We start from the raw sequence: 25,046 nt of genomic DNA on the forward strand, positions 1-25,046 counted from the left end.
TGGTCAGGCGTATCGGCGTAGGAAGGATTCGTACATCAACAGCGACCATAAGCCTGCGCTGTAATCGCGCAAACCCGACTGGTGCTGGTCGAGCATAGTCTTGAGAAAATCCATCTCGAACACGCCCGATTCCGCCATGGCCGATCCCAGTACGGCATCGCGGATCCTTTGTCTGAGCGGCCCTCTGAACCAAGCAGCCAATGGCACGGCGAATCCCATTTTTGGGCGGTAAAGAATGTCGTCCGGCAAGTGAGGTTCCATCGACTTCTTGAATACATATTTTCCCTCCCTGCCTCTAAGCTTGAGATCGGGTGGGAGTCCCGAAATCCATTCGACGAGCTTGTGGTCCAGCAGCGGCACGCGAACTTCCAAGGCGTGAGCCATGCTGGCCCGGTCGACTTTCGTGAGGATGTCCCCGGGCAGGTAGGTTTTCATGTCCAAGTACTGCACCAGCGACAACGGGTGCCGAGTCGGAGCCGACTCGGCGTGATGGCGGAGCACTTCGACAGCCTGATAGCCTTGAAGACTGCGCTTGAACCCGGCGCTGAAGATCTTTCCCTGACGCAAGCTGTCCGGCAGAACCGAAACCGTATGGAAGTAGCCTTCGACCGAGTCGCGGGCTAAGGACTCGAAGGTGGTTTTGGCCCGAAAAACTTTCGGCGCCCAATCGGCTTTGGGATAAACCCGGCCGAGCAGCCCGAACAGCGGACGGCGAACGCCTAGCGGCAAAAACGAACGAATTCTCTCCTCATACGTGTGCCAGCGATAGCGGCGATAACCGGCCAAATTTTCGTCGCCCCCATCTCCCGACAGCGCCACCGTAACCTCCTGGCGCGCCAATTCGCACACGCGATAGGTCGGCAGCGCCGAGCTGTCGGCATAGGGCTCGTCGTACAACCCTGCAAGCCGGTCGATCAACGAGAAATCGTCCGGATCGACCTGTTTCACACGATGACGTGTGCGATAACGTTCCGCCACCATCTCCGCATACCGCGCCTCGTTGAACGCGGGATCGCCGAAAGAGATCGAGCAGGTATTGACCGGATCGGCGGATAAGCCCGCCATCATGGCCACGACGGCACTCGAATCGACCCCTCCGGACAAAAAAGCTCCCAGAGGAACGTCGGCCACCAGCCGTATACGGACAGCTTCTTGCAAACGGTTGATAAGCTCTTCCCGCGCATGTCCTTCGGTCATGCTGCCGTCCGGCACGAACGGTACATCCCAGTAGCATTCCGGCCGGCACTTCGGCTCGCCGCGCTTGAGTGTCAGACGAAAGCCCGGAGCCAGTTTCTGGACGCCGCTAAAGATGCTTTTCGGGTCGGGCACATAGCCATAGGCGAAATAATCTTCTACCGCGGTGGGGTCGATTTTCCGCGGCACGTCCGGATGGAACAGCAAAGCTTTCAATTCCGAGCCGAAGACAAATTTGCCGTTGGGGAGATCGGCATAATAAAGCGGTTTCACGCCTAACCGGTCCCGAGCCAGGAACAGCGTCTCGCGCGGACGGTCCCAAATGGCGAACGCGAACATGCCGCGAAACCGGTCCACGCAGGACTCGCCCCAAGCCTCCCAGGCGTAGACGATGACTTCCGTATCGCAGTGAGTCTCGAATTGGTAACCGAGGGTCTCCAACTCGGCGCGTATATCCTGAAAGTTATAGATTTCGCCGTTATAAGTGGCGACAACGCTTTTGTCTTTATTGAAAAGCGGCTGTTGCCCGTTCGAAAGATCGATGATGGAAAGTCGCCTGTGACCGAATCCGAGTCCCGGCTCAGTATGCAGGCCACCTTCGTCGGGACCTCTATGGTATTGGCTTTCGTTCATGCGTCCGAGCAGTTCGCGGTCGATCTCTTCCCGCCCGAACCTGTCGAAGATGCCAACGATTCCACACATACTGTTAGTTCCTCAATGCCTTGTATTCAATAATTCGTCATAAAGGGCGAGATAACGGCTGACCATTCCGTCCAAACTGAACGATTCGACCACGCGCTTTTGCCCCGCAGTTCCGTGAGCTGTGATCATCCCCGGATCGTTCAGATAGGTTTCTAACGCGGTTGTCATCGCGCCGGGATCTTCCTTGGGCACCAACATTCCGGTAACGCCGTTCACGACCAGTTCCGGGTTACCGCCGACCTCGGTAGCGATGACCGGCAAGCCGGAAGCCATCGCCTCTAGGATCGTGTTCGATATGCCCTCTGCCCGGGAGGGGAGTACGAAGATATCCAAGCCGCGCAGGATGTCGGCGATGTCGGAACGCTCACCGGGCAGCCAGGCCAAACGCTCCAAGGCTGCCGATTCCAGCATTTGCCGTGCTTGTTCGCGCAAAGGTCCATCCCCCACGAGGAGCAAGCGCAGTTTCGCACGAAGTTCGGGCCGCCATTCGAGCAAACCTATGAAGGCTTTTACCAGAGTGAGCTGATCCTTGACACCGTGCATGCGACCCACCGTGCCGATCAGTATTTGCCCCTCTCGGCTTTGAAATGGGCAATCCGCTATCGAAGGCTTGCCGTCCGGCGCCGGATGAAATACCGATGTGTCGACACCGTTGCAGATACGGGCCATCTTCTTTTCGGGAACCCTGATCTTTTCCCGGAGATAAGATTCCAGATGGCACGATAATGGGACGTAACGATGCACAAGCGGCTTCAAGAATCGTCGCAGCCACTGATACTTGCGGTTCGTTCCGTCCGGATCGAACACATCCCACCCGTGTTCGCCGTGTACCCGCACCGGAGTGCCCGCGAACCAGGAGGGCATTTGACACTCCAATGCCGCGAGGTTGCGGGTATGCACGATGGCCGGTCTGAGCTGGCACAGCAACCGGTAAACCCGCGCGTAAACCTTAAAATCCTGGCCCTCGCTCCGGTTTAGCTCATAAACTGGAACGTCTCCGGCAACACGCTGCCTGAAGTCGGTCGCATCCTTAAGACAGATAACAGCGTGTCGGTAACGGTCCGGCGGTGTCCGGTTTATCAGATTCACCAGGCCGTTTTCCAAGCCGCCGACACCCAAGCGGTAGATGATATGCGCGACCAGCGGCGACTTCATCGGGTTACGATTGGGCCGCATCGTTCAGATTACGATCGACCGACGGCAACATCTCATCGACGAAACGCTGCAACACCTCGGAAGCCGTCCGGACATCATCTTCATACGGTGTAACGAGGATCACAGCCGCACCGTCCTTCACAGCGCCCAAAAGCTTGTCCTTGGCTTCGAGCAATTTCCCGATATAGTCGTTTGTCGTATACCGTCCCGATATCCGGTTCCAGCGCCAGGTCAGCAATCGCTGCGTGGGTGAATGAAGCCGTCCTTGCAGGACTGTGCCGGGAGCACCGTTCAGCCGGGCTTTCATCGGCTTTTCTTCGGGCATCTTCCAGACCTGCCGGTCTTCGGGGGAAACGAGAACGTTTTGCGAATTGATAAGTTCGCCGCCTTGTTTTTGATGGCGGTAATACATCACGTATAGGCCGACTGTGTCGGCGCCACTGCGATAAAACGCCTTGGCTTTGGCATTCGGCCCTACGTAGGAAGGCTCCCATTCCGTGAAGGCCTCGGCAGTTTGCCAAAAACCGGCTGCCTGTGGCAGCTCGACCTTCACGGATGCAGCTATGTGATCAGCCAGCGAATCGATGTAGGCTGCTCGAGCCGGCCAGAATACCGAAATGACCAAAGCTATGCCGACAGTTGCTGCAAGGCGAACGGCATTAGCACGACGCTCCGGAATTTTTGTCGTAAAAGACGGCAACTCGGCGCTCCTCTGCGGAGGTTCGGTCCAAAACGAGCCGATCCAAAACATGAATAGCATGACGATACCGAAAAATATCCACCCATAGATCACATGGTCTACGCCTACCGCGAGCTTCATTCCGCTCAGATGGCCTATCATCACGATCATGTAGGCTCGCAATCCATTGGCAATTATCGGAAAACATAGGGCCAGCACGATGAATGCCATTCTGCGAACCATCGAGCGGTAGCTCAAATAGGCATAAAGGAAACCGAGTGTAATCGAGGCGATCAGGTAGCGTATGCCGCTGCAGGCTTCGACGACCGACCAATCGCCGCTGGGTATGCTGAAAAAAGTCCCTTCCCGGTAAACCGGAATACGGGTGATCTGGAGCATCTTAACCGTGAAGTCGGCGGTAAACTCCATCAAAATCGGAACAAGCGCCTCGCCGGTCGGTACGGCGAATAGCAGGAACCCAAGGGGAAACGCCAATTTGGTCAGCACGGTCCAGCCCAGAAGCAGCCAGATCAATACTGGAATCATGCCGATCAACATCAATTGCTCAATCACGAGGACGTCGACGAGCCGCGCCGCGAGCCATGCGAATCCAAGAGAAATCAAAAGCGGCAAGGCCCGATAGTCCGGGTACGGGATTATCCGGGCTAGTTCGCACCGCTCCCGCCAGATGAGCCAGATGCTCACCGGAAAAATGATGAAACCATGCGCGAAAGTCTCCGAACGCCACCAGATGGCGACCATCGATGCGAACGTGGAATGATAAATTCCCAGCAAGGCCAGAACGGCGACGCTCGTCAACCATAATGCCGCGGGCCATTCGGCGGCCGAATCCGGCGTATTGATTTGTTGCGAGCCGGCCAAAGCTTCAACACTCATTTTCATATTGCTTCCAGCACCGCCCCCAGACGGCGAAGACTGTTCGCCCAGCCGTATCGCTGCACAACGAACTCCCGGTTTCTCTCGGACTTAAACGGCAGCGAGTCGGCGCAAAGCGCCTTCGAGACGGTGTCCGCCCACTCCCCGTGAGTCTCCGCAACGAGAAGATCCAGAGGTTTTTGGATTTCGATGCCTTCGATCGCCGCCCCAGTGGAGACGATGGATTTCCCCATCGCCATGGCCTCCAGCACTTTGTTCTGAATTCCTCGTGCGATTCTCAAGGGCGTAACCGCACAACGCGCATGCTTCAGGAAAGGCCGCACATCCTCAACCGCACCGGTTACTGCAACGCCCTCGATGCGAGCGAGGTTCCGGACCGCCTCGGTCGGGCGCGCACCAACGATGTAAAAGCGCGCCGTATCCATCTGGCGGCGAATTTCCGGAAATATATCGCGCGCAAACCAAGTGACCGCGTCGATGTTGGCCCAATAATCCATAGCTCCGGTGAATACCATGACATGCTCGCCGGGCGCGTAAGGATTGGCGTAGTCTGCTTGATCCGAAAAATAAGCCGTGTCGACACCGTTCTCGATACTCATAATCCGCTCTTTCACTTCTGGAGCAAGGCCTTTGAACAAGCTCGCCTCGTTTTCCGACACGAAGAGAGAACAGCTAAACGAATTCGCGATCTTGCGGTCATAGCGCGCCAAATACGCCGCCTCCCGCCGGTAAACCCAATTCATCGGCCAGGTTTTTTGGGTTGCATATTGCCGCCATTTGTCGGAATCGACATCGACGAAATCGATGATCCGCGGCACCGACGCATGCTCTACCACATATTGGGCCATCGCCGACGAAAACACCAAGACCGCATGAATGGAGCGCTGCTTCAAAATACCGGCTACCCAAGCGCTCATGCGAGCGTCGGAATAATAAGGCACGGTTAAAGGGAGTCCGACCGCTAATCCCTTGAGGCTCTTGAGTTTGGCGCGTCCTGGGTGCAGCGCAAGCAGACACGCTTCCCCGCAAAAATTTCTTACATCGGATGCGTAACGCCAGTCGTTCGGATCGTCCACGAACGCGCCGAGATGAACGCGGTACGACTCCGATAAATATTTGAGCAAGTGAAAGGATCGTATCTTGTCCCCTTTATTCGGCGGGTAGGGAATCCTGTGGGCGAGGAGCAAAATCTCCTTCATAGGCGGTGCCGTAACGTTCAGCCGAGGTTGCGGGAGATCCAGGGGCCCACCAGATTGCTGACCGGCAAAGGCAGACGCTGCCATGCAGCGATGAAATATCGAAATTTCGGATTGAGCGGATTTATCTCGGGTACCGCCTTCGCTTTCACCAACTCGTACTCGTAAGCCAATGGTTCGGGCTCGAAGCCCCAGTGCGTCTTGAATCGGTACGAGCCGGTACCTTCTTTGCTTCTACCGTAGTCGAATACCCGCACGTCTTTTTCCGTCGCCCGCCGCATGACCTCCCAGTACATGAAATCGTTACCCTTGAGATCCCTGGCTTCTTCGGTTCCGCCGCCATAATACGGGAGCACCTCATCGCGAAAATAGAAACTCATCACGCTGGCGATAACGCGCCCTTGGTGCTCGATGCTGAGGATTTCGCAAGAATCGCCGAATACGTCCTTCAAGATTGCGAAATAGCGTTTTGAAAATACCGGTGTTCCGAGATTGCGGACGCTCTCGGCATAGGCTCCGAAAAACCGGTCCACACCGGGATCGATGATGCTGCTTAAGCCGGCGGCAATGCCCTTTCGGATCATCGCGCGCTGTTTACGCGGAACGGCCGCGAGATTCTTCTCGGGATCGGGATCCAGAGCTTTCCGGAACGTGACATAGAGCGATTTGGTCGGCCGCCCGGATCCGTGCGGTTTTTGATTGCGAAGCTCCAGATAATCCACCTCGAGTTCCCGTGCAAGATCGCAGGCTGCCTGCTCCAGGGCTGTACGCGCTGCATCGGATTCGGTCGCGGCGCCGCCATACACGCAAAACGGGTTCGATATCAGCGCATTACCGAATAGAAAGCTTTTCACGTGGCCGAGCGGCAATACCCCGACGATCCGACCCTCTTCTTCCGCAAAGAGATAGTGGGTTTCATGGCCGAAGGCGCGTTCGATGATGTCTTGCCAACCGGCGAGATGAAAAAAACTCGCCTCGGTACAGTTATTTACGAATGCATCCCAGTCAGACTTGCGGCTGCCGTCTAATCGCTTAATTTCCATGCAAGATTTCGGTCCGGGTTAATTGTGGTATGGAGATAAAAACACATGAGCCATCGTGTTCCAGCGAAAGTCGTGTAAAAGACGGCGCAAGCGCGATTCGGTCCGAGAAAGATTCAGGTAGTGGCGAAACCGTGTTTTCAGATTAATGCCTCGCTGCCTCGGCTGATCCGGATCGATTTCCCAAGGGTGAAAATAAAACACGCATGATTGCCGGTCTTTCCGATTCACTCGCTCGATGGCCCAGCGAGAAACCCGATAGGGCAGCAAACGGAAATAGCCGCCACCGCCGCACGGCAATTTGTTATTGCTTAATTCGACCGTAGTTACGGGTATTTCCAGCAACCCGTCCGGTCTGCACGGCCTGAACGAGAAGCGCGGCGCTTCCGGCATGCCGTACAAATCATGCTTTACAGGATAGATGCTGGAGCTGTAACGGAATCCTGACTCTTCCAGAACCTCTAGCGCCCAGAGGTTTTTGGAACCGATCGAATAGCTGGCCGCACGATATCCCAGAACCGGGACTCCGCCGAGATCTTCGAGCAAACGCTTGGTCCGCAAAACATCGTCACGAAACTCATCAGGAGTTTGTTGAGTCACTCGTACATGGCTATAGCCGTGACAAGCCAGCTCATGGCCGGCTTTTACTATTCGTTTTATGAGTGCCGGGTAGCGCTCGGCCACCCACCCCAACGTGAAAAAAGTGGCTTGCACTCCCGCTTCGGCAAAGATCTGAAGTATCCGGTCGGTATTTCTTTCCACCCGGCAGGGTAAATCGTCCCACTTATCCCTTCCAATATAGGGTTCGAATGCTGATACATGGAAATAATCTTCGACATCCACTGTCATCGCATTGACGATGGGATTGCCAGCGGCCGACGGATTAGCCAAAAATACCCCCTAACGCGCAGTAACGGCGCGCAATTTATAATTGTTTTTGTTAATTCGCAGCGAGAAGCTTCAAGCTAGTTTTTTCGCACTTCAAGATTCGTCAAGCGGCTCCTGATAAACTTCATCAAGATCGAGGTGCAAGAGAATGGCTTTTCGCAACAAAGCCCGTTCTTTTTGCACGGTTTTCCGCAAACTGAGCACCAGGTGTTCGAGTTGAACGACCCTCTCCTCTAGGCTTCCGGTAGCCGCCGGGACGTATCCCGAGTCGATCGGGTACAACGACGCCTCGATATTGGTCGTTCCTTGACAGGATGGGCGCTGGACTCGCACGGCATCCTGCTCCATCTCGTTTATCACCAAGCGAACCGCATCCAAATCCAGCATGTGGAGTTCCTCCAAGTATCCATACAATAAAAGCCGGTCGCACAAAGTATTAATTATTCGTGGAACCCCCTGGGTATGGCGATAGATTTCCTCAAATGCCTCTTTCGTAAATTCCGGATCGTGTGCCCAATCCGCCGTAGTCAATCGATGAAGGATATACTCTTTGGTTTCTTCGAGCTCTAATGGTCGCAAGTGGTACATGGCCGTTATTCGCTGCCGTACCTGTTCCATTTTGCCTCCCTGCAATGTCGCTCGCAGCTCATCCTGTCCCAACAGGAAAACCTGAAAGATCGATCGTCCTTCCGATTCGAAATTGAGCAGCATGCGCAGTTCTTCCAAAGACTGGGCCGGAAGATTCTGTGCTTCATCGACGACCAGTAGGACTCGCTTTCCCTCGCGAGACTTGAGTTTGAAAAATTCTTCCAGATTCTTGAGGAGAACCGCCTTCGCATCGCCATCGTAAGAAAGGCCGAACGTGGCAGCAATGATCCGTAGAGTATCCTCGGCACCGACCTGGGACGTCACCATCAGGCCTGCAACAATATTTTCGTTCCGGAGCGCGCCGAACAACTCCTTTACCAGCATCGTTTTCCCGGTGCCGGGCTCTCCGGTCACGACAACAAACCCTTCGCCCTGGGCTAAACCATATCGTAAATATGCCAACGCCCGTTTATGAACCGCGCTGTTGTAGAAAAACTCGGGGTCCGGATTGAGCTGGAAAGGTTTTTTTTTCAGATTGTAAAAGGCATCGTACATGAAGAATCAGAACCTCATAAGCAAACTGGCCGTTACCCGATTCTCGTCAAATTCATTTTCTGATCGATTCGAATCCTGCTGCATGTGCCGCAACTCCAAAGAGCCTATCAAATCGGCCCAGATCCTTCGGTTCAATGCTAGTGACACGGTCATAAACTTGTTGTCGGAACGCCCTAAAGTCTCGCTCTGATTATCGATCGCCTGCCAGACAAAGTACAAAAGGGATTGGGTTCGTGCTGCGAACTGCCAACTCCACAACGCCGTAAATCCAAGCACATCCTGATCACCGGAAAATTGATAGTTTCGATCCTCCTGATAGCCGGTCAAGGTTACGGTGCTCTTGGCAGTGTGACCGGAGACAGATGCTTGTCCCCGTTTTCGAGTGATGACCTCATTGGTCAAGATAGGCTGATCGATCGGCAACAAGAATGGTTGACTGGTCAACGGATCGAACACCGGTTGATCGAGCAGAACCTGCTGAATTGTCGTGGTGTTGACCGTATAAGTTGCTATCCAACTCGTTCGGCGAGTTCTGTGACTTAGCAGCGCGTTCCAAGTCGTTCCGGCGTTGAACCCTCCTAAGCCGGTCCCACCGAAACCTGCTCCGCCGAAACCTGCTCCGCCGAAACCCGCTCCTCCGAAACCTGCTCCGCCGAAACCCGCTCCTCCGAAACCCGCTCCGCCGAAACCCGCTCCGCCGAAACCCGCTCCGCCGAAACCCGCTCCTCCGAAACCCGCTCCGCCGAAACCCGCTCCTCCGAAACCCGCTCCTCCGAAACCCGCTCCTCCGAAACCCGCTCCTCCGAAACCCGCTCCTCCGAAACCCGCTCCTCCGAAACCCGCTCCTCCGAAACCCGCTCCGCCGAAACCTGTTCCGCCGAAACCCGTTCCGCCGAAACCCGCTCCGCCGAAACCTGCTCCTCCGAAACCTGCTCCGCCGAAACCTGCTCCCCCGAAACCCGCTCCGCCGTAGCCTAACCCGCCGAAACCACCTCCACCATAAGCCCCACCTATGTCGCTATCGCGGTAGATGATCTGAAACGTAGTTCTTTTGCTCGGCTCCCATGCCACAGATATGAAATGATTGTTGCTACCCCACCCGCCTTGTACAGCTAATTTAGCACTCGGCGTCCAAGCCAGTCCCGCAGTCCAATACCCCCCGTTTCGAGCCCCCGAAATGTTTGTCTGACCTAAAAAATCGTTTTCGAAACGTCCTGCCTGAATAAACGGGCTGAATTCCTTGGAGAGACGGTATCTCAACTCGCCATTGTAGTTTCGATATTTTACGTCGCCTGTAGCGCTGGCGCCTCCGACACCATTGTCACGCGTGTTTTCTTGATTATAAAAGTTGGCACGCCAGGCAAGCGAATCGAACCAGTTGCCACTACGCAAATCTATTCTTTGTTCGAAAATATTCGAATCGAAGTTTCCTCCGCCGATGTTACTGTACGTAACACGGGCAGTACCTTCTGCATAACCGCCCAAGTGCGGCTTCCAATAGGGGCTGATTCGAAAAGTTCTGTAATCGCTGGTATTGCCAGTTTGCGAGACATTATCAAACGCAAAACGGCCAGTAGTCGAGTTATTGTATTGCCCAATCGTACTTGTAGAATCGATGAATACCGAATTATCCCACAGCTCGGTAGTCGAATTCATTTGAAGTTGGTTATTGATCCGCGGATCTGTATCCGTTCCCGCATAGAATAGATTCTGCATGCGATAATCCAAGTTAAATAGATTTCGGCCCCGGCGCCGGACTGATACGCCAGGACTTAACTCAGTCACGAATGCATCATCGCCATTCTGCCCCGCCGAACTGCTAGACCGTTGTCCGCTACCGGACAAATTGATATTGTCGGAATATATTCCTCGCGCAGTTAAATTGGGAGTTACAAGCCAATCCACGGCGAAGGCAGGGGCCAACGGAAAAAGAAAAGGAAGAACGGCTATACCTTGACCGATCTTCCTAATACTTGGCATGGACGCTGGGTCACCCATCAGTTCTCTGCTGACCATAAGATCCATACCCATAACCGTACCCGTAGCCATAATATCTGAATCCAAATCCCTTTTTGGTCTTGTTCAATACACAGCCAATGACCTCGCAGGACTCTAATTTGGAAATGGCCTCCTGAACAATGTATTGGGGCGTTGATTCCGACTCAATTACCAGGACGACCTGCCCAACCAACGTGGCTAAAACGGAGCCTTGACTAGCAGCCAACAATGGCGGAGAGTCAAAAATCACTACCCGGTCCGGGTAACGGGCAGATAATTCATTGGCTAGTCGTTTCATCGCATCACTAGCTAAGAGCTCGGTGGAATGGCGATCCAATTTACCTGCCGGCAACAGCGTGAGGTTGGGAATATCCGTTTTGATCAAGACATCGGAAAAACGGATCGATTTATCCTGAAGCAGATCGGTCAATCCTATCTTCGCAGGGATCCCGAGTAATTCAGCTATCGATGGTTTCGCCACGTCAGCATCTATCAACAGTACGGTTTTATCCCGCTCCATCGCTATGCTGAGCGCCAAATTTACGGCCGTAAAGGTTTTCCCCTCGCCGGGAACACTGCTGGTGACGAGAATCAGATTCGCACGGCTGAGACCATTATCACCATCCGGGAATGCGTTCATCAAAAGCGGCCGTTTGATTAGGCGATACTCCTCCGCTATCTGACTATAAGCCATCTCAGGCCCGAGCATCCCTTTTTCCCGCAGGTGACTCCAACCGATCGAATGTATTTTACTGGCCTCGGCAGTAGCTTTCCTGGTTGGCTCGGGGACTGGCTCGGCCGCCTCAATGTTTTCCAGTCTTTCGGGAAAATTCTGTTGATCCGCCTTTTTATTAGTCGAAGACTGCTCGAGCTCTAACGCTTTATTAAGTGCCTTTTCAATAATGCTCACGTGGCTGCCCCCGACTAAATGAAGGACGGAAGATGATAACCCCTAATTTCCAGCAAGATTACCCCAACGAATACTACGAATAACATGGCAAATACAGCCGTAAAAGCTAGAAACTCACGCCATTTCCGTTCCTTAATTTCCGGAATCCAATTCATGGAAACGCTGCCAAGTACAGGCAGTCCTGTAACCTCTCGAACTTTATTCATGGTATTGAATGCCGGCCGGAGCAGCGCCAAAAACACAGCCAACCCTATACTCACCACTATACCTGCCGCGAAAACCCCAACCGATAATAGAATGCGATTGGGAGCAGAAGGTTTCGTAGGTACTTGAGGTGGGTCGACAATCTTGAATTTAACGCTATCCGTGCTCTGCTCTACGCTTTCCGACATTCTCGCTGTCTCGCGCCGTTTCAGGAGTGCATCATAATTTTCCTTAATCGCTGCATAATCTCTATTGAGACCCTGCAACTGAGTCTCCACTTTTAAACGGTCATCCATTTGTTTCTTCAGGTTCTCTATCTTTTCCTCGAAGATTTTGACTCGTGAGTTCAAGGAGGCGACATTAGCGTCCGCCTCGCCAAGCGCAATTTTCTTCTGTTGAAAAACCGGATTTGTCTCGCCCCCCATGCCAGAACTGGTATCTTCTTCCGATGCGGCCTCCTCCTCTTCCTTTTTTTGCAACAATTCATCCAATCGAGCTTGCAACGCTTGAATACGCGTATCCAAAGGACTTGCTGCAACTTGGCTCCCAAAATCCGTGAATGACGGCTCCTCTTCATCCAGCTGCCTCTGCATTTCTTCGCGCCGATAGACAGCCTCTTGCAGAGCCATCTTAGCCTCCTCGAGCTGTCCGTTAAGCGTGCCGAGCTGTCCATAAAGGTCGCCCCCGTGCTCCGGCAACAATCCATAATTGGCTCGCTTGAAATCCTCTCTTGCCTTCTCAGCGGCTTGCAAACGTGTTTCATACTCCTTTAACTGCTGGTCCAGAAATTTCTGCGCAGAATTTGAATCTTCCCGCGACTCTCCGAGTGTTTGCTCAACAAAAATAGTTAATAATGCCTGAACAATCTTCTTTGCTACCGCTGGATTTTGGTCTTCTGCGCTAATCGTAAATAGATTATTTTCTCCGCCAGTAATGCTCATAGCCGATTGCAGGTGACTGACTAACTTTTCCATGGATGCTTCATCCTTCGCGCCTAAATCCAAGTCGGTCATCCGAGCCACTTTCTCCAAGTTTGGGCGACTGAACATCAATTTCGACATTAATCGGATTTGGCCGGAAACATCTGGCTGAATAGCCAAGCCGGAAAGCAGAGGACGCAAAACAGAGCGAGTATCCACATGTACGCGCGCACTTGCCTCATACTTGTTAGGCATTTGCGCGACAAAAACCCAACCCGCAAGACTAATTACCCATGCCAAAGCAATAGAAAGCCACTTATAACGGGTTGCGCCTTGGATATGACCGAGAACCTCGGCGATTAGTTCATGCATGGAAATTAGCTCCTATGCGAAACAGGCTAAAAATAAGCTTCCGGAATAATTAAAACATCTCCTGGTAGAATATTTACATTAGCCGTGATATCGCCATCCTCGAGCAGATCATCGATACGAACTCTAAGTTGCTGCTTAACACCATTTAATGTCCTTACGATTGTAGCTCGGTTGCCAGCCGCATAATCGGTAACCCCACCAACTAAAATCATTAAATCGAGCAGAGACATATTTTCTTTATAAGGTACAGCCTGGGGTTTTGCAGCTTGTCCAACAACTCTAACTTGCTCGCTGTAAGGACCGACAAAATTACTCACAATTACGGTTACTAGCGGGTTTCGAATATATTTTGCTAATTCCTTTTCGATATCGCGTGCGAGCTGAAAGGGTGTCTTGCCCGATGCAGGTAGTTCCTCAACTAAAGGGGCGTTGATTTTTCCGTCCGGTCTAACCGGTATGGTGCGAGATACTTCGGGATTTCCCCAGACAAACATTTCAATGCTGTCGCCTGGCCCGATGATGTAGGTATATTCCGAGGGCGGGTCTACGTTTGGTGCGAGTGGAGCACATCCCACGAGTAAAGAGGCGCAGAATAAAATTCCGCACAAAGCTCCATAATTAAAAAGACGCATAATATCTATCCCCAATTAGCTTTTTCTTAAAACAGCTCGCTCACGAAACCCGAGGTGAAAACAAGGTCAGCCGAAACCCTGACATAAAACCAACATTTGTTTTGTTTAAGCGGCGCGGTTTTGTGGAACGTCGGGTCTGATGCAAGCACAAAAAGCCTGGCTCTTCGCTCTCGATTTACAATGCGGCGCCCCATCTCGCCGGCTCAGGAAGCATACAAAGTCTAGCATAGCTGTTGCGCGCCCCTAAGACTGATTATTTCACCCAGAGGATCGCTATCACGCCAGCCAGGATGCGCTAACCGATTGATTTAACAACTTATATTTTAAATATCTCATTATGCAGTCTAGCGTCGCATATAGGATTAGCGCTGCACAAACTGTCTTATCCGAGTTATGGCCGCAGCCAATCGCTCAAGAGTGACCGCATATGAAAATCTAAGATGATTTTCGGGCGAATTTTTTCCGAAATCCTTACCCGGAGTTGTCGCCACGCCGGTTTCCTCTAACAAATTCAATGCAAAATCAAAGCTATTCGACGTAAACCGCCGGCAATCAGCGTACACATAAAAAGCACCATTTGGGATGGTGTTTAATGTAAATCCAATGCTCAACAGCTGCTCACAAAGAAAGTCTCTTCTTTCCTGAAAAACGCGTCGTCGCTGCTCCAATTCTTGTAAGTTCGCTTCGGTAAAGGAAGCCAGGGCGCCATATTGTGAAGGGGCGGGCGTAGAAATAAAAATGTTCTGTGCAAGTTTTTCGGCACTTTCGATGTAGTCGGCAGGAATCACAAGCCAGCCGACCCGCCAGCCTGTCATGCCAAAATATTTCGAAAAGCTGTTGACCACGAAAACCCGATCCGAGAGCGATAGAGCCGTCGGTGAAGGCTCGTCATATTCGAGTCCGTGATAGATCTCGTCTGATATCAAAAACCCCGATCGCCGCTCCAATTCAATGGTGAGTCTCTTCAACGCATCCGATTGCATTACGGTTCCAGTGGGATTCGAGGGCGATGCGATCACAACGCCCTTTGTTCGGCTGTCCCAGTGGGCGGACAGGACGTCCGAATTGAGCTGGAAACACGTTGACGCGTCTACGGGAACCAACGAAGGAGTGCCACCAAAAAGTCGAACAAAATTCGCATAACATGGATAGCCAGGATCCGCCAACAGAACCTCGTCGCCTTCATTAAGCAGCAATCCCATCGCCAACAGAAAGCCGCCCGAGGCGCCTGGAGTGACAAAGATTCGTTCACTCGCGACATATACGCCGTAGCGGTCACGGTAATATTTCGATATAGCCTCGCGAAGCTCGGGCAGCCCGGCAGCCGGCGTATACTTTATTTCTCCGCGGCGCATGAATTCGGTCGCGTGTTGGATAACCAGCGGAGGCGTCGGAAAATCCGGTTCGCCGATTTCCATATGAATAATGTCCCGCCCCTGGCGCTCCAATGCATTGGCACGCGACAAAATTTCCATCACGTAGAAGGGCTGTATGCCAGCCATACGATTCGAAATCATCATTTTTGCATCCGTAACACGGCGGAATCGCCTTAAAGTGTCCCAGCAATCTCGTTAACAGACGCCGGCCATCTTGCAGAACCGCGATTTGTCTGCTAGTAATATCCGGTTTTTGAACTTGGTTTAGGAGTTTACGGATGTCCAGCGCCCAAAAAGCCGATACCCATGTGACACCTTTCAGCTTCACGCCTTACCCGCTCAAGGAAGGCGAAGAATACATGAATGAGGCTCAAGTCGAGCACTTCCGTCGCATTCTACAGAATTGGAAGGCGGAACTCATGAAGGAAGTCGATCGGACGGTGCATCACATGCAGGACGAAGCGGCTAATTTCCCGGACCCGAACGACCGCGCGACGCAGGAATCCGAATTCAGCCTGGAACTGCGTACCCGCGACCGGGAACGGAAACTCATCAAAAAGATCGAAGAATCCCTGGAAAATCTCGAGCGTGGCGATTACGGTTATTGCGAGACCTGCGGCGTGGAAATCGGCCTGCGGCGCCTCGAGGCGCGGCCGACGGCGACCCAGTGCATCGACTGCAAGACTCTGGATGAAATCCGGGAAAAGCAAGTCGGCTAATCTTTGGTCCATTCATCCTCGGACTTGAACGACACCCAATTCTCGACGACCTCTTCTAAGCCAAAATACCGGGGCCGTTTCGCGCCATCGCCTACCGGCCCCCTGCATTTAGGCTCCCTCTACACAGCTCTCGCCAGTTTTCTCCAAGCCAAATCGCAGCAAGGCGAATGGTATTTGAGAATCGACGATGTCGACCCTTTTCGCACCATTGCCGATTCAGCAGACCGGATTCTTCGCACCCTGGAAACATTCGGTTTGCACTGGAACGGGCCTATCCTCTATCAGAGCGAGCGTTTGGAGGCCTATCGAGCCGCACTTGCGCGGCTCGATCATCAAGAGCTCCTTTATCCCTGCACCTGCTCGCGCAAAGACCTTGCGTCGTTCTCTGACGGAAATACGGACGCATCGATTTACCCGGGGTTCTGCCGGAACAGGAACAAGAAACCTGTGACCGACTCTCATGCCTTGCGCGTCATAACGGAAAACGCTGCGGTAACGTTCGAGGACATGCTCCAGGGACCAGTGACACAGAATCTGGCGAACGACGTCGGAGACTTCATCGTCTTCCGGCGCGATGCAGTTTATGCCTACCATTTGGCAACCGTGCTCGATGATGACGAACAAGGCATTACCGAAGTGGTTCGGGGCGTCGATTTGCTCGACTCCACGCCCCGGCAGATTTATTTGCAGCGGCTACTCGGATTGCCCACTCCGGTATACGCGCACGTTCCGGTTCTCCTAGATCAAATGGGACTCAAACTGAGCAAACAGACCTACGCCGATCCCGTGGATGGGCAAAATCCATCATCGACCTTGGTTAGCTTGTTGACCCTCTTAAACCAAAACCCGCCTCCGGATTTGCAATCGGCAAAAACGGACGATGTCCTCGATTGGGCACTCCGAAATTGGGACATTTCACGACTCTCGGCTCAGCGCACCATCCCGGTGAACTTATCGTGAGCTATCCTTACAAAACCTAAATAATGATCTCGTCTCTTACTCCGAATGCCGTAATGGCCGACGTCCCGCAAAAACAAAGTATTTCAGTCGGTTTTATGGTTTGACAAGTTATTGCTTTTCTTTAAAATTCCGTCCTCCAAATCACGACCCACTTCCCCGATTTTTCCTTAATGAAGGATTACCTGCTCATCCTGGTCGGCACGACCCTGGTCAATAACTTCGTCTTGGTCAAGTTTCTCGGGCTTTGCCCCTTCATGGGCGTATCCAAAAAACTTGAGACTGCGATGGGCATGGGTCTGGCGACGACCTTCGTACTGACCCTGTCTTCGGTGAGCAGTTATCTCGCCAACGAATATCTTCTGGTCCCTCTGGGACTGGAATATCTCCGCACCATCGTCTTCATCGTCGTCATCGCCGTGGTGGTGCAATTCACCGAAATGTTCGTACGCAAGTCGAGCCCCTTGCTCTATCAAGTGCTGGGCATATTTTTGCCCCTCATTACCACCAACTGTGCGGTGCTTGGCGTTGCGCTGCTGAATGTCCAGTCTCAGCACGGATTCATCGAGTCGTTTTTGTACGGTTTCGGTGCCGCTCTCGGCTTTACCTTGGTTTTGGTTCTGTTCGCAGCGGTTCGCGAACGAATAGACGCATCCGATGTTCCTTTACCTTTCCGCGGCAACGCTATCGCCTTGATTACCGCCGGCCTGATTTCCATGGCTTTCATGGGATTCTCCGGCCTCGTCAAGGGCTGATCCGGTTTCATCCATGTTGGCCGTATTCGTCGTTTGCGCATTGTTCGCTTTATTAGGCTTGATCCTGGGCTATTCAGCCCGGCGCTTCAAGGTCGAGGGCGATCCCTTGGTGGATAAAATCGACGCCGTATTGCCGCAAACGCAATGCGGGCAATGCGGTTTTCCCGGTTGCCGCCCGTATGCAGAAGCCATCGCGCGGGGCGATGCGGACATCAACCAGTGCCCTCCGGGCGGCGAGGAAGGCGTTATCGCGCTGGCCGATCTGCTGGGCGTCGAACCAAAGCCTTTGAGCGCCGAACATGGCATCGAAAAACCGAAGTCCGTTGCCATCATCGATGAAAGCAAATGCATCGGCTGCACCCTTTGCATTCAGGCCTGCCCCGTCGATGCGATCCTCGGCGCAGCCAAGCACATGCACACGGTCATTGCGTCGGAATGCACGGGCTGCGAACTGTGCGTGGCGCCGTGCCCGGTGGATTGCATCCGCATGGAACCCGTTAAGGAAACCCTGGCCACCTGGCGATGGCCCGAACCCAAAGCGGTGGGTCAATGAGCTTGTTCAAACTCTGGAACTTCCATGGCGGCCTTCATCTGGATGGCCATAAGCAGGAGTCCTGCAAAGCCCCGCTCGCCGTCGCGCGTTTACCGGAAAGGCTGCTTTTTCCGCTGCAACAGCGGAATGGCGAAGATTCCAAGCCCGTCGTCGCGCCGGGCGACCGGGTTCTGAAAGGCCAAGTCATCGCCCGCGACGACCACCCGTTCTATCCGCCGATTCACGCCTCCAGTTCCGGCATCGTCCGGAAGATCGAAGACTTGCCTCTGCCCCACCCGTCCGGCCTGACTGGATCGTGCATCGTCATCGAGACCGATGGCGAGGATGCCGCCATGGACTTCGCCGGCATAGAGGATTACCGGCAGTGTTCTCCCGACGAACTGCGCCGCAGGATATACGAAGCCGGAATCGTCGGCCTTGGCGGAGCCGCGTTCCCTACCTCGGTCAAGGTGGCACCGGGCAGCGATCGCAAGGTCGACACGCTGATTCTGAACGGCGCGGAATGCGAGCCCTACATCACTTGCGACGACAGCCTGCTCAGCCACTATCCGAACCACGTGCTGGAAGGCGCCAAAATCCTGCTCCAAATCCTGAAGGCGGAACGCTGTCTCCTGGCCGTGGAAGACGATATGCCGGACGCGCTGGCCGCACTGGAGAAGGCGAAGCAGCGCGGAGGTTTCGAGGCTATTCAGCTCGTGCGCGTTCCCGCCATTTATCCCACCGGCGGCGAGAAACAATTGATCAGCGTGCTGACCGGCCGCGAAGTACCGACGCGCGGCATTCCGGCCGACATCGGTATCGTCTGCCAGAATGTCGGAACGGCCGCAGCGGTTTATAACGCCGTCGTTCACGGTACTCCTTTGATTTCCCGAATCGTGACGGTAACCGGCCTCGGCGTAAAACAGCCACAGAATGTTCTGGCTCGGATCGGTACGCCTTTCGCCGATCTCATCCAACAATGCGGCGGCTATACCAACGAAGCCGAGCGGCTCGTTCTGGGCGGACCGATGATGGGCTTTGACGTGCCGACCGATAATCTGCCTTTGACCAAATCGGCCAACTGCATACTGGTGGCCGGCCGCAACGAACTGATCGGCGAAAAGCGATCCCTGCCCTGCATTCGTTGCGGCGCTTGCGCCGAAGCCTGCCCGGTGAACCTGCTGCCGCAGCAGCTTTACTGGTACGGCCGTTCGGACCAGATCGAACGGGCGCTGGATTACAATCTGTTCGACTGCATCGAGTGCGGCTCCTGCGATGTCGTATGCCCCAGCCACATTCCGCTCGTCCAACATTTCCGCGCCACGAAAGGCAAGGCCATCGCCAAGCGGCGCGAGCGCGAAAAGGCCGATCATGCGCGCCTTCGTTTCGAGTCGCGCCAGGCGCGCAAGGAACAGGAGAAGCGCGAGCGCGCGGAAGCCGCGAAGCGGAAGAAAGAGAACCTGGGAACAGGAAAGTCGCCGGAAATCCTCGATGCCATCGAACGCGCCAAACTCCGCCGCGCGGAAAAATCCGCGCCGTCAAGCGAAGGCGCCGCGCAGATTGATGGCGATAAGCAAGAAACGGTAGTGCCGCCGGCAGGCGCCGAGACTCGTCGAGAGTCCGCCAAGGTCGTTCACACCGAGACTCCGCCAGGCGGCCCGGAATCCGAAGCTCAAGCGGTGCCTTCGGAGATCGATTAGCCGGGCATTTCCAAATTCGACAGCCACTTGAAATACATCCATCATCCAACACTCGCTCACATGCGTTTTCCGACCGCTCACGCGCCGTATCTTGCCCCCGTCAACAGCGTCAACCGCATCATGCTGGAGGTGCTCGTCGCTCTGATTCCGGGCTTGGCGGCATTGGTGTGGCAATTCGGCCCTGGAGTGCTCGTGCAGTGCATGATCGCCCTGCTCGCGGCGCAGCTGGGCGAAGCCGCCATGCTCTCCTTGCGTCGCCGTCCGATTGCGCCTGCTCTTAGGGACTATAGCGCTGCCCTCACCGCCGTGCTGCTGGCCGTGTCGCTGCCGCCTTTGGCGCCCTGGTGGCTTACGGCTTTCGGAGCACTTTTCGCCATCGTCATCGGCAAGCACCTGTACGGCGGGCTGGGATACAATCCCTTCAACCCGGCGATGGTCGGCTACGCCGTACTCCTGATCTCTTTTCCCCAGCACATGACCGCCTGGCTTCCGCCCAAGGAACTGAGCGGTTCAGCGCTGAGTTTTGCCGATGCCTGGAATGCGATCTTCACCCGCACGCTGCCGTCGGACATGACTTTCGACGCACTCACCATGGCGACCCCGCTCGACACGATCAAGACCCAGCTCGGGCTAAACCGGTTACTGGACGAAATTCAGGCCGGAGGGCTTTTCGCAGGAATCGGCGGCCGCGGCTGGCAATGGGTCAATTTCGGCTTTCTTCTGGGCGGATTGTGGATGCTGAAACGCGGCATCATCGGCTGGCAGATTCCGGTCGGATTCTTGGGCGCCCTGTTCGGCATTTCGCTGATCTTTTTCCTGATCGATCCGGCGGTCTACCCGACACCGCTGTTCCAGTGCTTCAGCGGAGCCGCCATGCTCGGAGCCTTCTTCATCGCGACCGATCCGGTCACGGCCTCGACCACGCCGCGCGGGCGATTGATTTACGGCGCATCGATCGGCCTACTGGTATTCGTCATCCGCGCCTGGGGCGGCTATCCGGACGGCGTCGCCTTTGCGGTTCTGCTGTTGAATCTGGCTGCGCCCACCATCGATCACTACACCCGTCCGCGGGTCTACGGACATCCGAAATGAATTTGCCCAAGCCCATCATCAATGCAGCCGCCGCGCTCGGAGTGTTCGCCGTCATCGGCATGGGACTCGTGGCCCTGGTGCACGACGGAACGAAAGAGCGCATCGAGTCCAACGAACAGGCCGTCCTGCTGCACACTTTGGAATCCTTGGTTCCGGCCGACTGGTTCGACAACGATATTCTCGCCGACACCATAACAGCCAGCGACCTCACCCTCGGCACCGATAAAGCGGTTACCATTTATCGCGCACGAAAAAACGGCAAGCCCGTGGCGGCCGTGCTCTCCCCTGTCGCTCCGGACGGCTACAACGGCACAATCAGACTGCTGGTAGCAGTCCGCACGGACGGCTCGCTAGCCGGCGTCAGGGTCGTCAGCCATCGCGAAACGCCCGGACTCGGCGATCCCATCGATACCGACAAATCGGACTGGATATTGGGCTTCGACGGCCGCTCGCTGAGTAATCCTTCAGAATCCCGCTGGAAAGTCAAACGGGACGGCGGCGAGTTCGACCAGTTCACCGGAGCGACGATCACGCCACGCGCGGTAGTCAAAGCCGTTTACAAGACCCTGATTTTCTTTGAGCGGAACCAAGAGCGCCTATTTGACCAAGAGTCGGGAAGCTCCCTAGGATCGAATCCATGATCGACTTTTCCAAATACCAGAAAATCGTCCGCGACGGCCTCTGGCACAACAACCAGGCCTTCGTCGCGCTTCTGGGATTATGCCCCCTGCTGGCGGTCAGCAATTCGGTGATCAACAGCCTGGGGCTGGGTCTCGCCACCACCATGGCGCTGATCTTTTCCAACGTCATCGTTTCGCTGATCCGCAATCACGTCGCGACCGAAATCCGGTTGCCGGTGTTCGTACTCATCATCGCCTCGAACGTCACCGTCATCGAACTATTGATGAATGCCTTCTTCCACGATCTGCATAAGATTCTCGGCATCTTCATACCTCTGATCGTCACCAACTGCGCCATCATCGGACGCGCCGAAGCCTTCGCATCCAAGAATCCGGTCGATCGCGCGCTCATGGACGGCTTGTTCGTGGGGTTGGGATTCACCTTTGCACTGGTCATGCTCGGCGCCCTGCGCGAGGCGATAGGAACCGGTGCCGTGTTGAATCGAGCGGACTTGATGTTCGGCGAAATCGCCAAGAACTGGACTTTACCCGTCTTCAGCGACTACGACGGATTTCTGCTGGCAATTCTCCCGCCTGGCGCCTTCATTGGCCTCGGCCTCCTGATCGCGGTGAAAAACCTCATCGACGCCCGGGCGAAAACGAAAGCTCTCGGCAAGACTGCGCCGGTCCAAACAGACTCGCTCCATAAATCTCCCATGCATGAATCATGAACGCCGAAAAGCGCAGACGGATTTTCGAGCGTCTGGCCGCGGCGATCCCGGAGCCGACGACCGAGCTCAGGCACTCGACGCCTTTCGAGCTGCTGATCGCGGTGGTGCTGTCGGCGCAAGCGACCGACAAGGGCGTCAATAAGGCTACCGCCGAGCTATTCCCGGTCGCCAATACGCCCGAGACCATACTCGCCTTGGGTGAAGAAGGTCTCAAGGAATACATCAAGACTATCAACCTATATCCGAGCAAGGCCAAGAACATCATCGGACTTTGCCGGTTGCTGCTGGAAAAACACGGCGGCCAGGTGCCGCAAACAAGAGAAGAGTTGGAAGCACTGCCGGGTGTAGGCCGCAAGACCGCCAATGTCATCCTCAACACCGCATTCGGCCAGCATACCATCGCGGTTGATACCCATATCTTCCGCGTCGCCAACCGAACCCGGCTCGCGCCTGGCAAAACGGTATTGGAGGTCGAAAGGAAACTGGAGCGTACCGTTCCCAAACAGTATTTCAAGGATGCCCATCACCTTCTCATCCTGCACGGCCGCTATACTTGCGTCGCCCGGAAACCGAAATGCCCCATTTGCCCGATCGCCGACTTGTGCGAATACCCGGACAAAACTCCACCCGAATCCTTTTCGGATACCAAATAATCGTCCGAGACGATTTAAAACATTAGTGCTTGACTGAGAACCTCGTAACAGGTTTAATACGCAACTCGATTCGCCACTGGCCAGGTAGCTCAGTTGGTAGAGCAGAGGACTGAAAATCCTCGTGTCGGCGGTTCGATTCCGTCCCTGGCCACCATGTAAAACGAAAGTTTGCAATTATTTTCTTCTGCGCAAACCTTTCTCGTCTTTCCGAAGACGTCTCCGAAAAACGCACTCACCCAAACCGACCAATCGGGCTTGCGATCTTAAGCGCCGCCACTGCGCCCGGCTCATGCCCTAGCCCTTAGAGCTAGTCGCCTTGGTCATCCGTAATGATCTTGGCCTTTAGGGGCGTCGAGGCAATACTTTCCGGTCACATGCTAATCGTCCGGCGGCGTGGCTGGTAACGAATCCTCGCGGATCTTTTCCGTCCCCCCCTGCGGATGACAGTGAACACGTGCCACTGCGCATGCGCTTCGCAAGGAGACCATGTTGCGACAACCACGGCTCGGTGCAGTTCACGGCCGCGATGTCTTGGGGGTCATGAGGGTGGCATTTCAGTTATCCCTTATCATGCCGTCATCGGGGTGGTATAAATTCGCCGGAAGGGGGCACGGTATAGGTGATCTCCAGCGTGATGTTGGAGAGATCCGAGACACAGACCGTGTTGTCCTGAGCCGTTAGACCATCGATCGACGGGCCTCCGGTCAGCAGAACGCCATACCCCCGCATTCCGCCCAGCGGAGGCGCGGGGCTGGAGAGTTGCCAGGCGATCGGAGAGGTTACATCCCATTGACGTGCATTGATGCGCGATGTCGGCTGTCCGCTGGCGAAGGTCGGGAGTCTACCCTGCACCGTTCCACCATTACGAACCCAATCCATGGAAGGGATGCGCACTTCCACGCAGCCGTTCGCTTTCACCTCGTAGTTTCCCTCTCCGTTTTGCCAGCATCGGTAGCTGTATCCCACGACAAGCGGACAGGAAGGAGCTTCGACCTCGTCGTAGCTCAGCACGGCACGGTCGACGATCTTGTCCGGAATCATGTCCATGAGAGTGAAGTCGAATTGCACGGCGCGCTCAAGAACGAAGGCGAAGCAATTTTCGCCGAGCCATCCGATCTCCGCCTGTCCCCACCCTACCATGCCGTCCATCACTCCGGGCATCGGGGTTAGCTCTCCGCAAGTGGAACTGTAGGTTCTACTCTCCCAAGCGTTACGGCTGGTGGTGACTCCTACGAGCAAGGTGTGCTGACCTACAGTGCGGAAGTCTACCCCTCCAGCAACCGTCCTCGATGCTGCGAGTGCGTTCTCTTCCCACACCCGCTGTCGGGCAGCTGGGGTAACACAGACCGTGTCTCCCTCATATGCCTCGCGCCAGACAAAGCCCGACAAGCAATAGTAGACGCCATCGCGCGGTCCCGGCTCGCGCCTGAACGGGGCTTTGGCGTTCTCATCCGCAGCAAGGGCACGGGATTGCGGAATGACGCAGACCAAGTCGTCTGCTCGCGCCGCTCGCCAGACGTATCCGGGAAGGCAGTCGCGAGGGTCTTGGGCAACAGACTCCTCAGCAACTCCGCCGATGAATGCAGGCAGCAGCAACAATGCGAGGGTCTTGTATCCGATCAACATAGTTTTCGACCTTTCTCTTGAAGCGCAAGAGCGATCCGGAATCCCAGGAAAAATAGACGCCTTCTTTTATGTAAAGGAGGACTATAGGGGGGATAGGAAGTTCAAAGGGCGTGATCGGTCAGTTCAGGTGAATGGTTCGCTTCCGATGAGCCGCCATTAAGCGGTGAGCGTTGAGACAACGGGCGGCTTGGGCTCGCGCTCGTTCGACCTTTGACGGTACTAAGTACATTCCGCAAATATTTGCGGAATCTCGACTGATTGGCTTGATTGGCGGGGTTGTCCTGCAGGTTGCCTATGCCGCAAGACTTCCCTGAATGTACATAGAGCGTTTTCATCTCGCTCGTACGGCAAAACC

Annotated in this window: 22 protein-coding genes and 1 tRNA gene; 10 read left to right on the top strand and 13 right to left on the bottom strand. The window is 54.7% G+C overall.

Features of this window, described 5'->3' with window-relative positions; translation table 11 throughout:
- Positions 1–3: 3 nt before the first annotated feature.
- The 12 genes from ACWJJK_RS13290 to ACWJJK_RS13345 all read right to left on the bottom strand — a co-directional run bounded on the left by ACWJJK_RS13290 (position 4) and on the right by ACWJJK_RS13345 (position 15,450).
- Positions 4–1,896, bottom strand: a complete 1,893-nt coding sequence (locus ACWJJK_RS13290) for an XrtA/PEP-CTERM system amidotransferase (RefSeq protein WP_077730088.1) — start codon at positions 1,894–1,896, stop codon at positions 4–6.
- Positions 1,897–1,908: 12 nt separating this feature from the next.
- The gene (locus ACWJJK_RS13295; protein WP_454128162.1) at positions 1,909–3,051 is read right to left on the bottom strand and encodes a TIGR03088 family PEP-CTERM/XrtA system glycosyltransferase; all 1,143 of its coding nucleotides are present in this window, start codon (positions 3,049–3,051) and stop codon (positions 1,909–1,911) included.
- Between the two features lie 4 nt (positions 3,052–3,055).
- On the bottom strand, positions 3,056–4,633 hold the full coding sequence (xrtA, locus tag ACWJJK_RS13300) for an exosortase A (RefSeq protein WP_454128163.1): 1,578 nt from the start codon (positions 4,631–4,633) through the stop codon (positions 3,056–3,058).
- Entirely contained in the window at positions 4,630–5,826 is a 1,197-nt protein-coding gene (locus ACWJJK_RS13305) for a TIGR03087 family PEP-CTERM/XrtA system glycosyltransferase (RefSeq protein ID WP_156881043.1), read from the bottom strand. The genes xrtA and ACWJJK_RS13305 overlap by 4 nt, the downstream gene beginning before the upstream one ends.
- Before the next feature lie 17 nt (positions 5,827–5,843).
- Positions 5,844–6,866, bottom strand: a complete 1,023-nt coding sequence (locus ACWJJK_RS13310) for a FemAB family XrtA/PEP-CTERM system-associated protein (RefSeq protein WP_156881044.1) — start codon at positions 6,864–6,866, stop codon at positions 5,844–5,846.
- An 18-nt stretch (positions 6,867–6,884) separates the two neighbouring features.
- Positions 6,885–7,754 carry an XrtA system polysaccharide deacetylase gene (locus tag ACWJJK_RS13315; RefSeq protein WP_454128164.1) on the bottom strand — a complete coding sequence of 290 codons (870 nt, stop codon included), beginning with the start codon at positions 7,752–7,754 and terminating at the stop codon, positions 6,885–6,887.
- A gap of 90 nt (positions 7,755–7,844) precedes the next feature.
- The gene (locus ACWJJK_RS13320; RefSeq protein WP_086135610.1) at positions 7,845–8,894 is read right to left on the bottom strand and encodes an XrtA/PEP-CTERM system-associated ATPase; all 1,050 of its coding nucleotides are present in this window, start codon (positions 8,892–8,894) and stop codon (positions 7,845–7,847) included.
- A gap of 6 nt (positions 8,895–8,900) precedes the next feature.
- Positions 8,901–10,943, bottom strand: a complete 2,043-nt coding sequence (locus tag ACWJJK_RS13325; protein WP_454128165.1) for a TIGR03016 family PEP-CTERM system-associated outer membrane protein — start codon at positions 10,941–10,943, stop codon at positions 8,901–8,903.
- Positions 10,885–11,802 carry an XrtA-associated tyrosine autokinase gene (locus ACWJJK_RS13330; protein ID WP_077732354.1) on the bottom strand — a complete coding sequence of 306 codons (918 nt, stop codon included), beginning with the start codon at positions 11,800–11,802 and terminating at the stop codon, positions 10,885–10,887. The genes ACWJJK_RS13325 and ACWJJK_RS13330 overlap by 59 nt, the downstream gene beginning before the upstream one ends.
- A 14-nt stretch (positions 11,803–11,816) precedes the next feature.
- Positions 11,817–13,298, bottom strand: coding sequence for an XrtA system polysaccharide chain length determinant (locus ACWJJK_RS13335; RefSeq protein ID WP_454128166.1), 1,482 nt, complete (start codon positions 13,296–13,298; stop codon positions 11,817–11,819).
- Between the two features lie 26 nt (positions 13,299–13,324).
- Positions 13,325–13,945 (bottom strand): XrtA/PEP-CTERM system exopolysaccharide export protein, encoded by a 621-nt coding sequence (locus ACWJJK_RS13340; RefSeq protein ID WP_347258262.1) that lies wholly within the window; start codon positions 13,943–13,945, stop codon positions 13,325–13,327.
- Between the two features lie 347 nt (positions 13,946–14,292).
- Positions 14,293–15,450 (bottom strand): aminotransferase class I/II-fold pyridoxal phosphate-dependent enzyme, encoded by a 1,158-nt coding sequence (locus ACWJJK_RS13345; protein ID WP_156881047.1) that lies wholly within the window; start codon positions 15,448–15,450, stop codon positions 14,293–14,295.
- A gap of 134 nt (positions 15,451–15,584) precedes the next feature.
- Here ACWJJK_RS13345 and dksA point away from each other — a divergent pair, with 134 nt between their 5' ends.
- The 10 genes from dksA to ACWJJK_RS13395 all read left to right on the top strand — a co-directional run bounded on the left by dksA (position 15,585) and on the right by ACWJJK_RS13395 (position 23,219).
- The gene (dksA, locus tag ACWJJK_RS13350; RefSeq protein ID WP_077732350.1) at positions 15,585–16,025 is read left to right on the top strand and encodes an RNA polymerase-binding protein DksA; all 441 of its coding nucleotides are present in this window, start codon (positions 15,585–15,587) and stop codon (positions 16,023–16,025) included.
- A gap of 24 nt (positions 16,026–16,049) precedes the next feature.
- A complete protein-coding gene (gene gluQRS, locus ACWJJK_RS13355) occupies positions 16,050–16,985 on the top strand; it encodes a tRNA glutamyl-Q(34) synthetase GluQRS (RefSeq protein ID WP_156881057.1) in 936 nt (311 codons plus the stop codon).
- Positions 16,986–17,155: 170 nt separating this feature from the next.
- The gene (gene rsxA / locus ACWJJK_RS13360; protein ID WP_077732349.1) at positions 17,156–17,737 is read left to right on the top strand and encodes an electron transport complex subunit RsxA; all 582 of its coding nucleotides are present in this window, start codon (positions 17,156–17,158) and stop codon (positions 17,735–17,737) included.
- 13 nt (positions 17,738–17,750) lie between these two features.
- Entirely contained in the window at positions 17,751–18,290 is a 540-nt protein-coding gene (gene rsxB, locus ACWJJK_RS13365) for an electron transport complex subunit RsxB (protein ID WP_077732348.1), read from the top strand.
- Positions 18,287–19,969 carry an electron transport complex subunit RsxC gene (rsxC, locus tag ACWJJK_RS13370; RefSeq protein ID WP_454128167.1) on the top strand — a complete coding sequence of 561 codons (1,683 nt, stop codon included), beginning with the start codon at positions 18,287–18,289 and terminating at the stop codon, positions 19,967–19,969. Before rsxB ends, rsxC begins: the two co-directional genes overlap by 4 nt.
- A 60-nt stretch (positions 19,970–20,029) precedes the next feature.
- Positions 20,030–21,061 (top strand): electron transport complex subunit RsxD, encoded by a 1,032-nt coding sequence (gene rsxD, locus ACWJJK_RS13375; protein WP_156881059.1) that lies wholly within the window; start codon positions 20,030–20,032, stop codon positions 21,059–21,061.
- On the top strand, positions 21,058–21,702 hold the full coding sequence (rsxG, locus tag ACWJJK_RS13380; RefSeq protein WP_077732346.1) for an electron transport complex subunit RsxG: 645 nt from the start codon (positions 21,058–21,060) through the stop codon (positions 21,700–21,702). Before rsxD ends, rsxG begins: the two co-directional genes overlap by 4 nt.
- Positions 21,699–22,412, top strand: a complete 714-nt coding sequence (locus tag ACWJJK_RS13385; protein WP_077732345.1) for an electron transport complex subunit E — start codon at positions 21,699–21,701, stop codon at positions 22,410–22,412. Before rsxG ends, ACWJJK_RS13385 begins: the two co-directional genes overlap by 4 nt.
- Positions 22,409–23,065, top strand: a complete 657-nt coding sequence (gene nth / locus ACWJJK_RS13390; protein WP_086135637.1) for an endonuclease III — start codon at positions 22,409–22,411, stop codon at positions 23,063–23,065. Before ACWJJK_RS13385 ends, nth begins: the two co-directional genes overlap by 4 nt.
- A 78-nt stretch (positions 23,066–23,143) precedes the next feature.
- A tRNA-Phe gene (locus ACWJJK_RS13395) sits at positions 23,144–23,219 on the top strand.
- 422 nt (positions 23,220–23,641) lie between these two features.
- Here ACWJJK_RS13395 and ACWJJK_RS13400 read toward each other — a convergent pair.
- Positions 23,642–24,691, bottom strand: coding sequence for a hypothetical protein (locus tag ACWJJK_RS13400; RefSeq protein WP_139841175.1), 1,050 nt, complete (start codon positions 24,689–24,691; stop codon positions 23,642–23,644).
- Between the last annotated feature and the right edge of the window lie 355 nt (positions 24,692–25,046).

This window comes from Methylocaldum gracile (assembly GCF_053646815.1).

Coding starts and splice junctions, on each gene's coding strand:
- ACWJJK_RS13290 (WP_077730088.1), bottom strand. CDS start 1,896: ATGTGTGGAATCGTTGGCATCTTCGACAGGTTCGGGCGGGAAGAGATC.
- ACWJJK_RS13295 (WP_454128162.1), bottom strand. CDS start 3,051: ATGAAGTCGCCGCTGGTCGCGCATATCATCTACCGCTTGGGTGTCGGC.
- xrtA (WP_454128163.1), bottom strand. CDS start 4,633: ATGAAAATGAGTGTTGAAGCTTTGGCCGGCTCGCAACAAATCAATACG.
- ACWJJK_RS13305 (WP_156881043.1), bottom strand. CDS start 5,826: ATGAAGGAGATTTTGCTCCTCGCCCACAGGATTCCCTACCCGCCGAAT.
- ACWJJK_RS13310 (WP_156881044.1), bottom strand. CDS start 6,866: ATGGAAATTAAGCGATTAGACGGCAGCCGCAAGTCTGACTGGGATGCA.
- ACWJJK_RS13320 (WP_086135610.1), bottom strand. CDS start 8,894: ATGTACGATGCCTTTTACAATCTGAAAAAAAAACCTTTCCAGCTCAAT.
- ACWJJK_RS13325 (WP_454128165.1), bottom strand. CDS start 10,943: ATGGCTACGGGTACGGTTATGGGTATGGATCTTATGGTCAGCAGAGAA.
- ACWJJK_RS13335 (WP_454128166.1), bottom strand. CDS start 13,298: ATGCATGAACTAATCGCCGAGGTTCTCGGTCATATCCAAGGCGCAACC.
- ACWJJK_RS13345 (WP_156881047.1), bottom strand. CDS start 15,450: ATGATGATTTCGAATCGTATGGCTGGCATACAGCCCTTCTACGTGATG.
- dksA (WP_077732350.1), top strand. CDS start 15,585: ATGTCCAGCGCCCAAAAAGCCGATACCCATGTGACACCTTTCAGCTTC.
- rsxA (WP_077732349.1), top strand. CDS start 17,156: ATGAAGGATTACCTGCTCATCCTGGTCGGCACGACCCTGGTCAATAAC.
- rsxB (WP_077732348.1), top strand. CDS start 17,751: ATGTTGGCCGTATTCGTCGTTTGCGCATTGTTCGCTTTATTAGGCTTG.
- rsxC (WP_454128167.1), top strand. CDS start 18,287: ATGAGCTTGTTCAAACTCTGGAACTTCCATGGCGGCCTTCATCTGGAT.
- rsxD (WP_156881059.1), top strand. CDS start 20,030: ATGCGTTTTCCGACCGCTCACGCGCCGTATCTTGCCCCCGTCAACAGC.
- rsxG (WP_077732346.1), top strand. CDS start 21,058: ATGAATTTGCCCAAGCCCATCATCAATGCAGCCGCCGCGCTCGGAGTG.
- ACWJJK_RS13385 (WP_077732345.1), top strand. CDS start 21,699: ATGATCGACTTTTCCAAATACCAGAAAATCGTCCGCGACGGCCTCTGG.
- nth (WP_086135637.1), top strand. CDS start 22,409: ATGAACGCCGAAAAGCGCAGACGGATTTTCGAGCGTCTGGCCGCGGCG.
- ACWJJK_RS13400 (WP_139841175.1), bottom strand. CDS start 24,691: ATGTTGATCGGATACAAGACCCTCGCATTGTTGCTGCTGCCTGCATTC.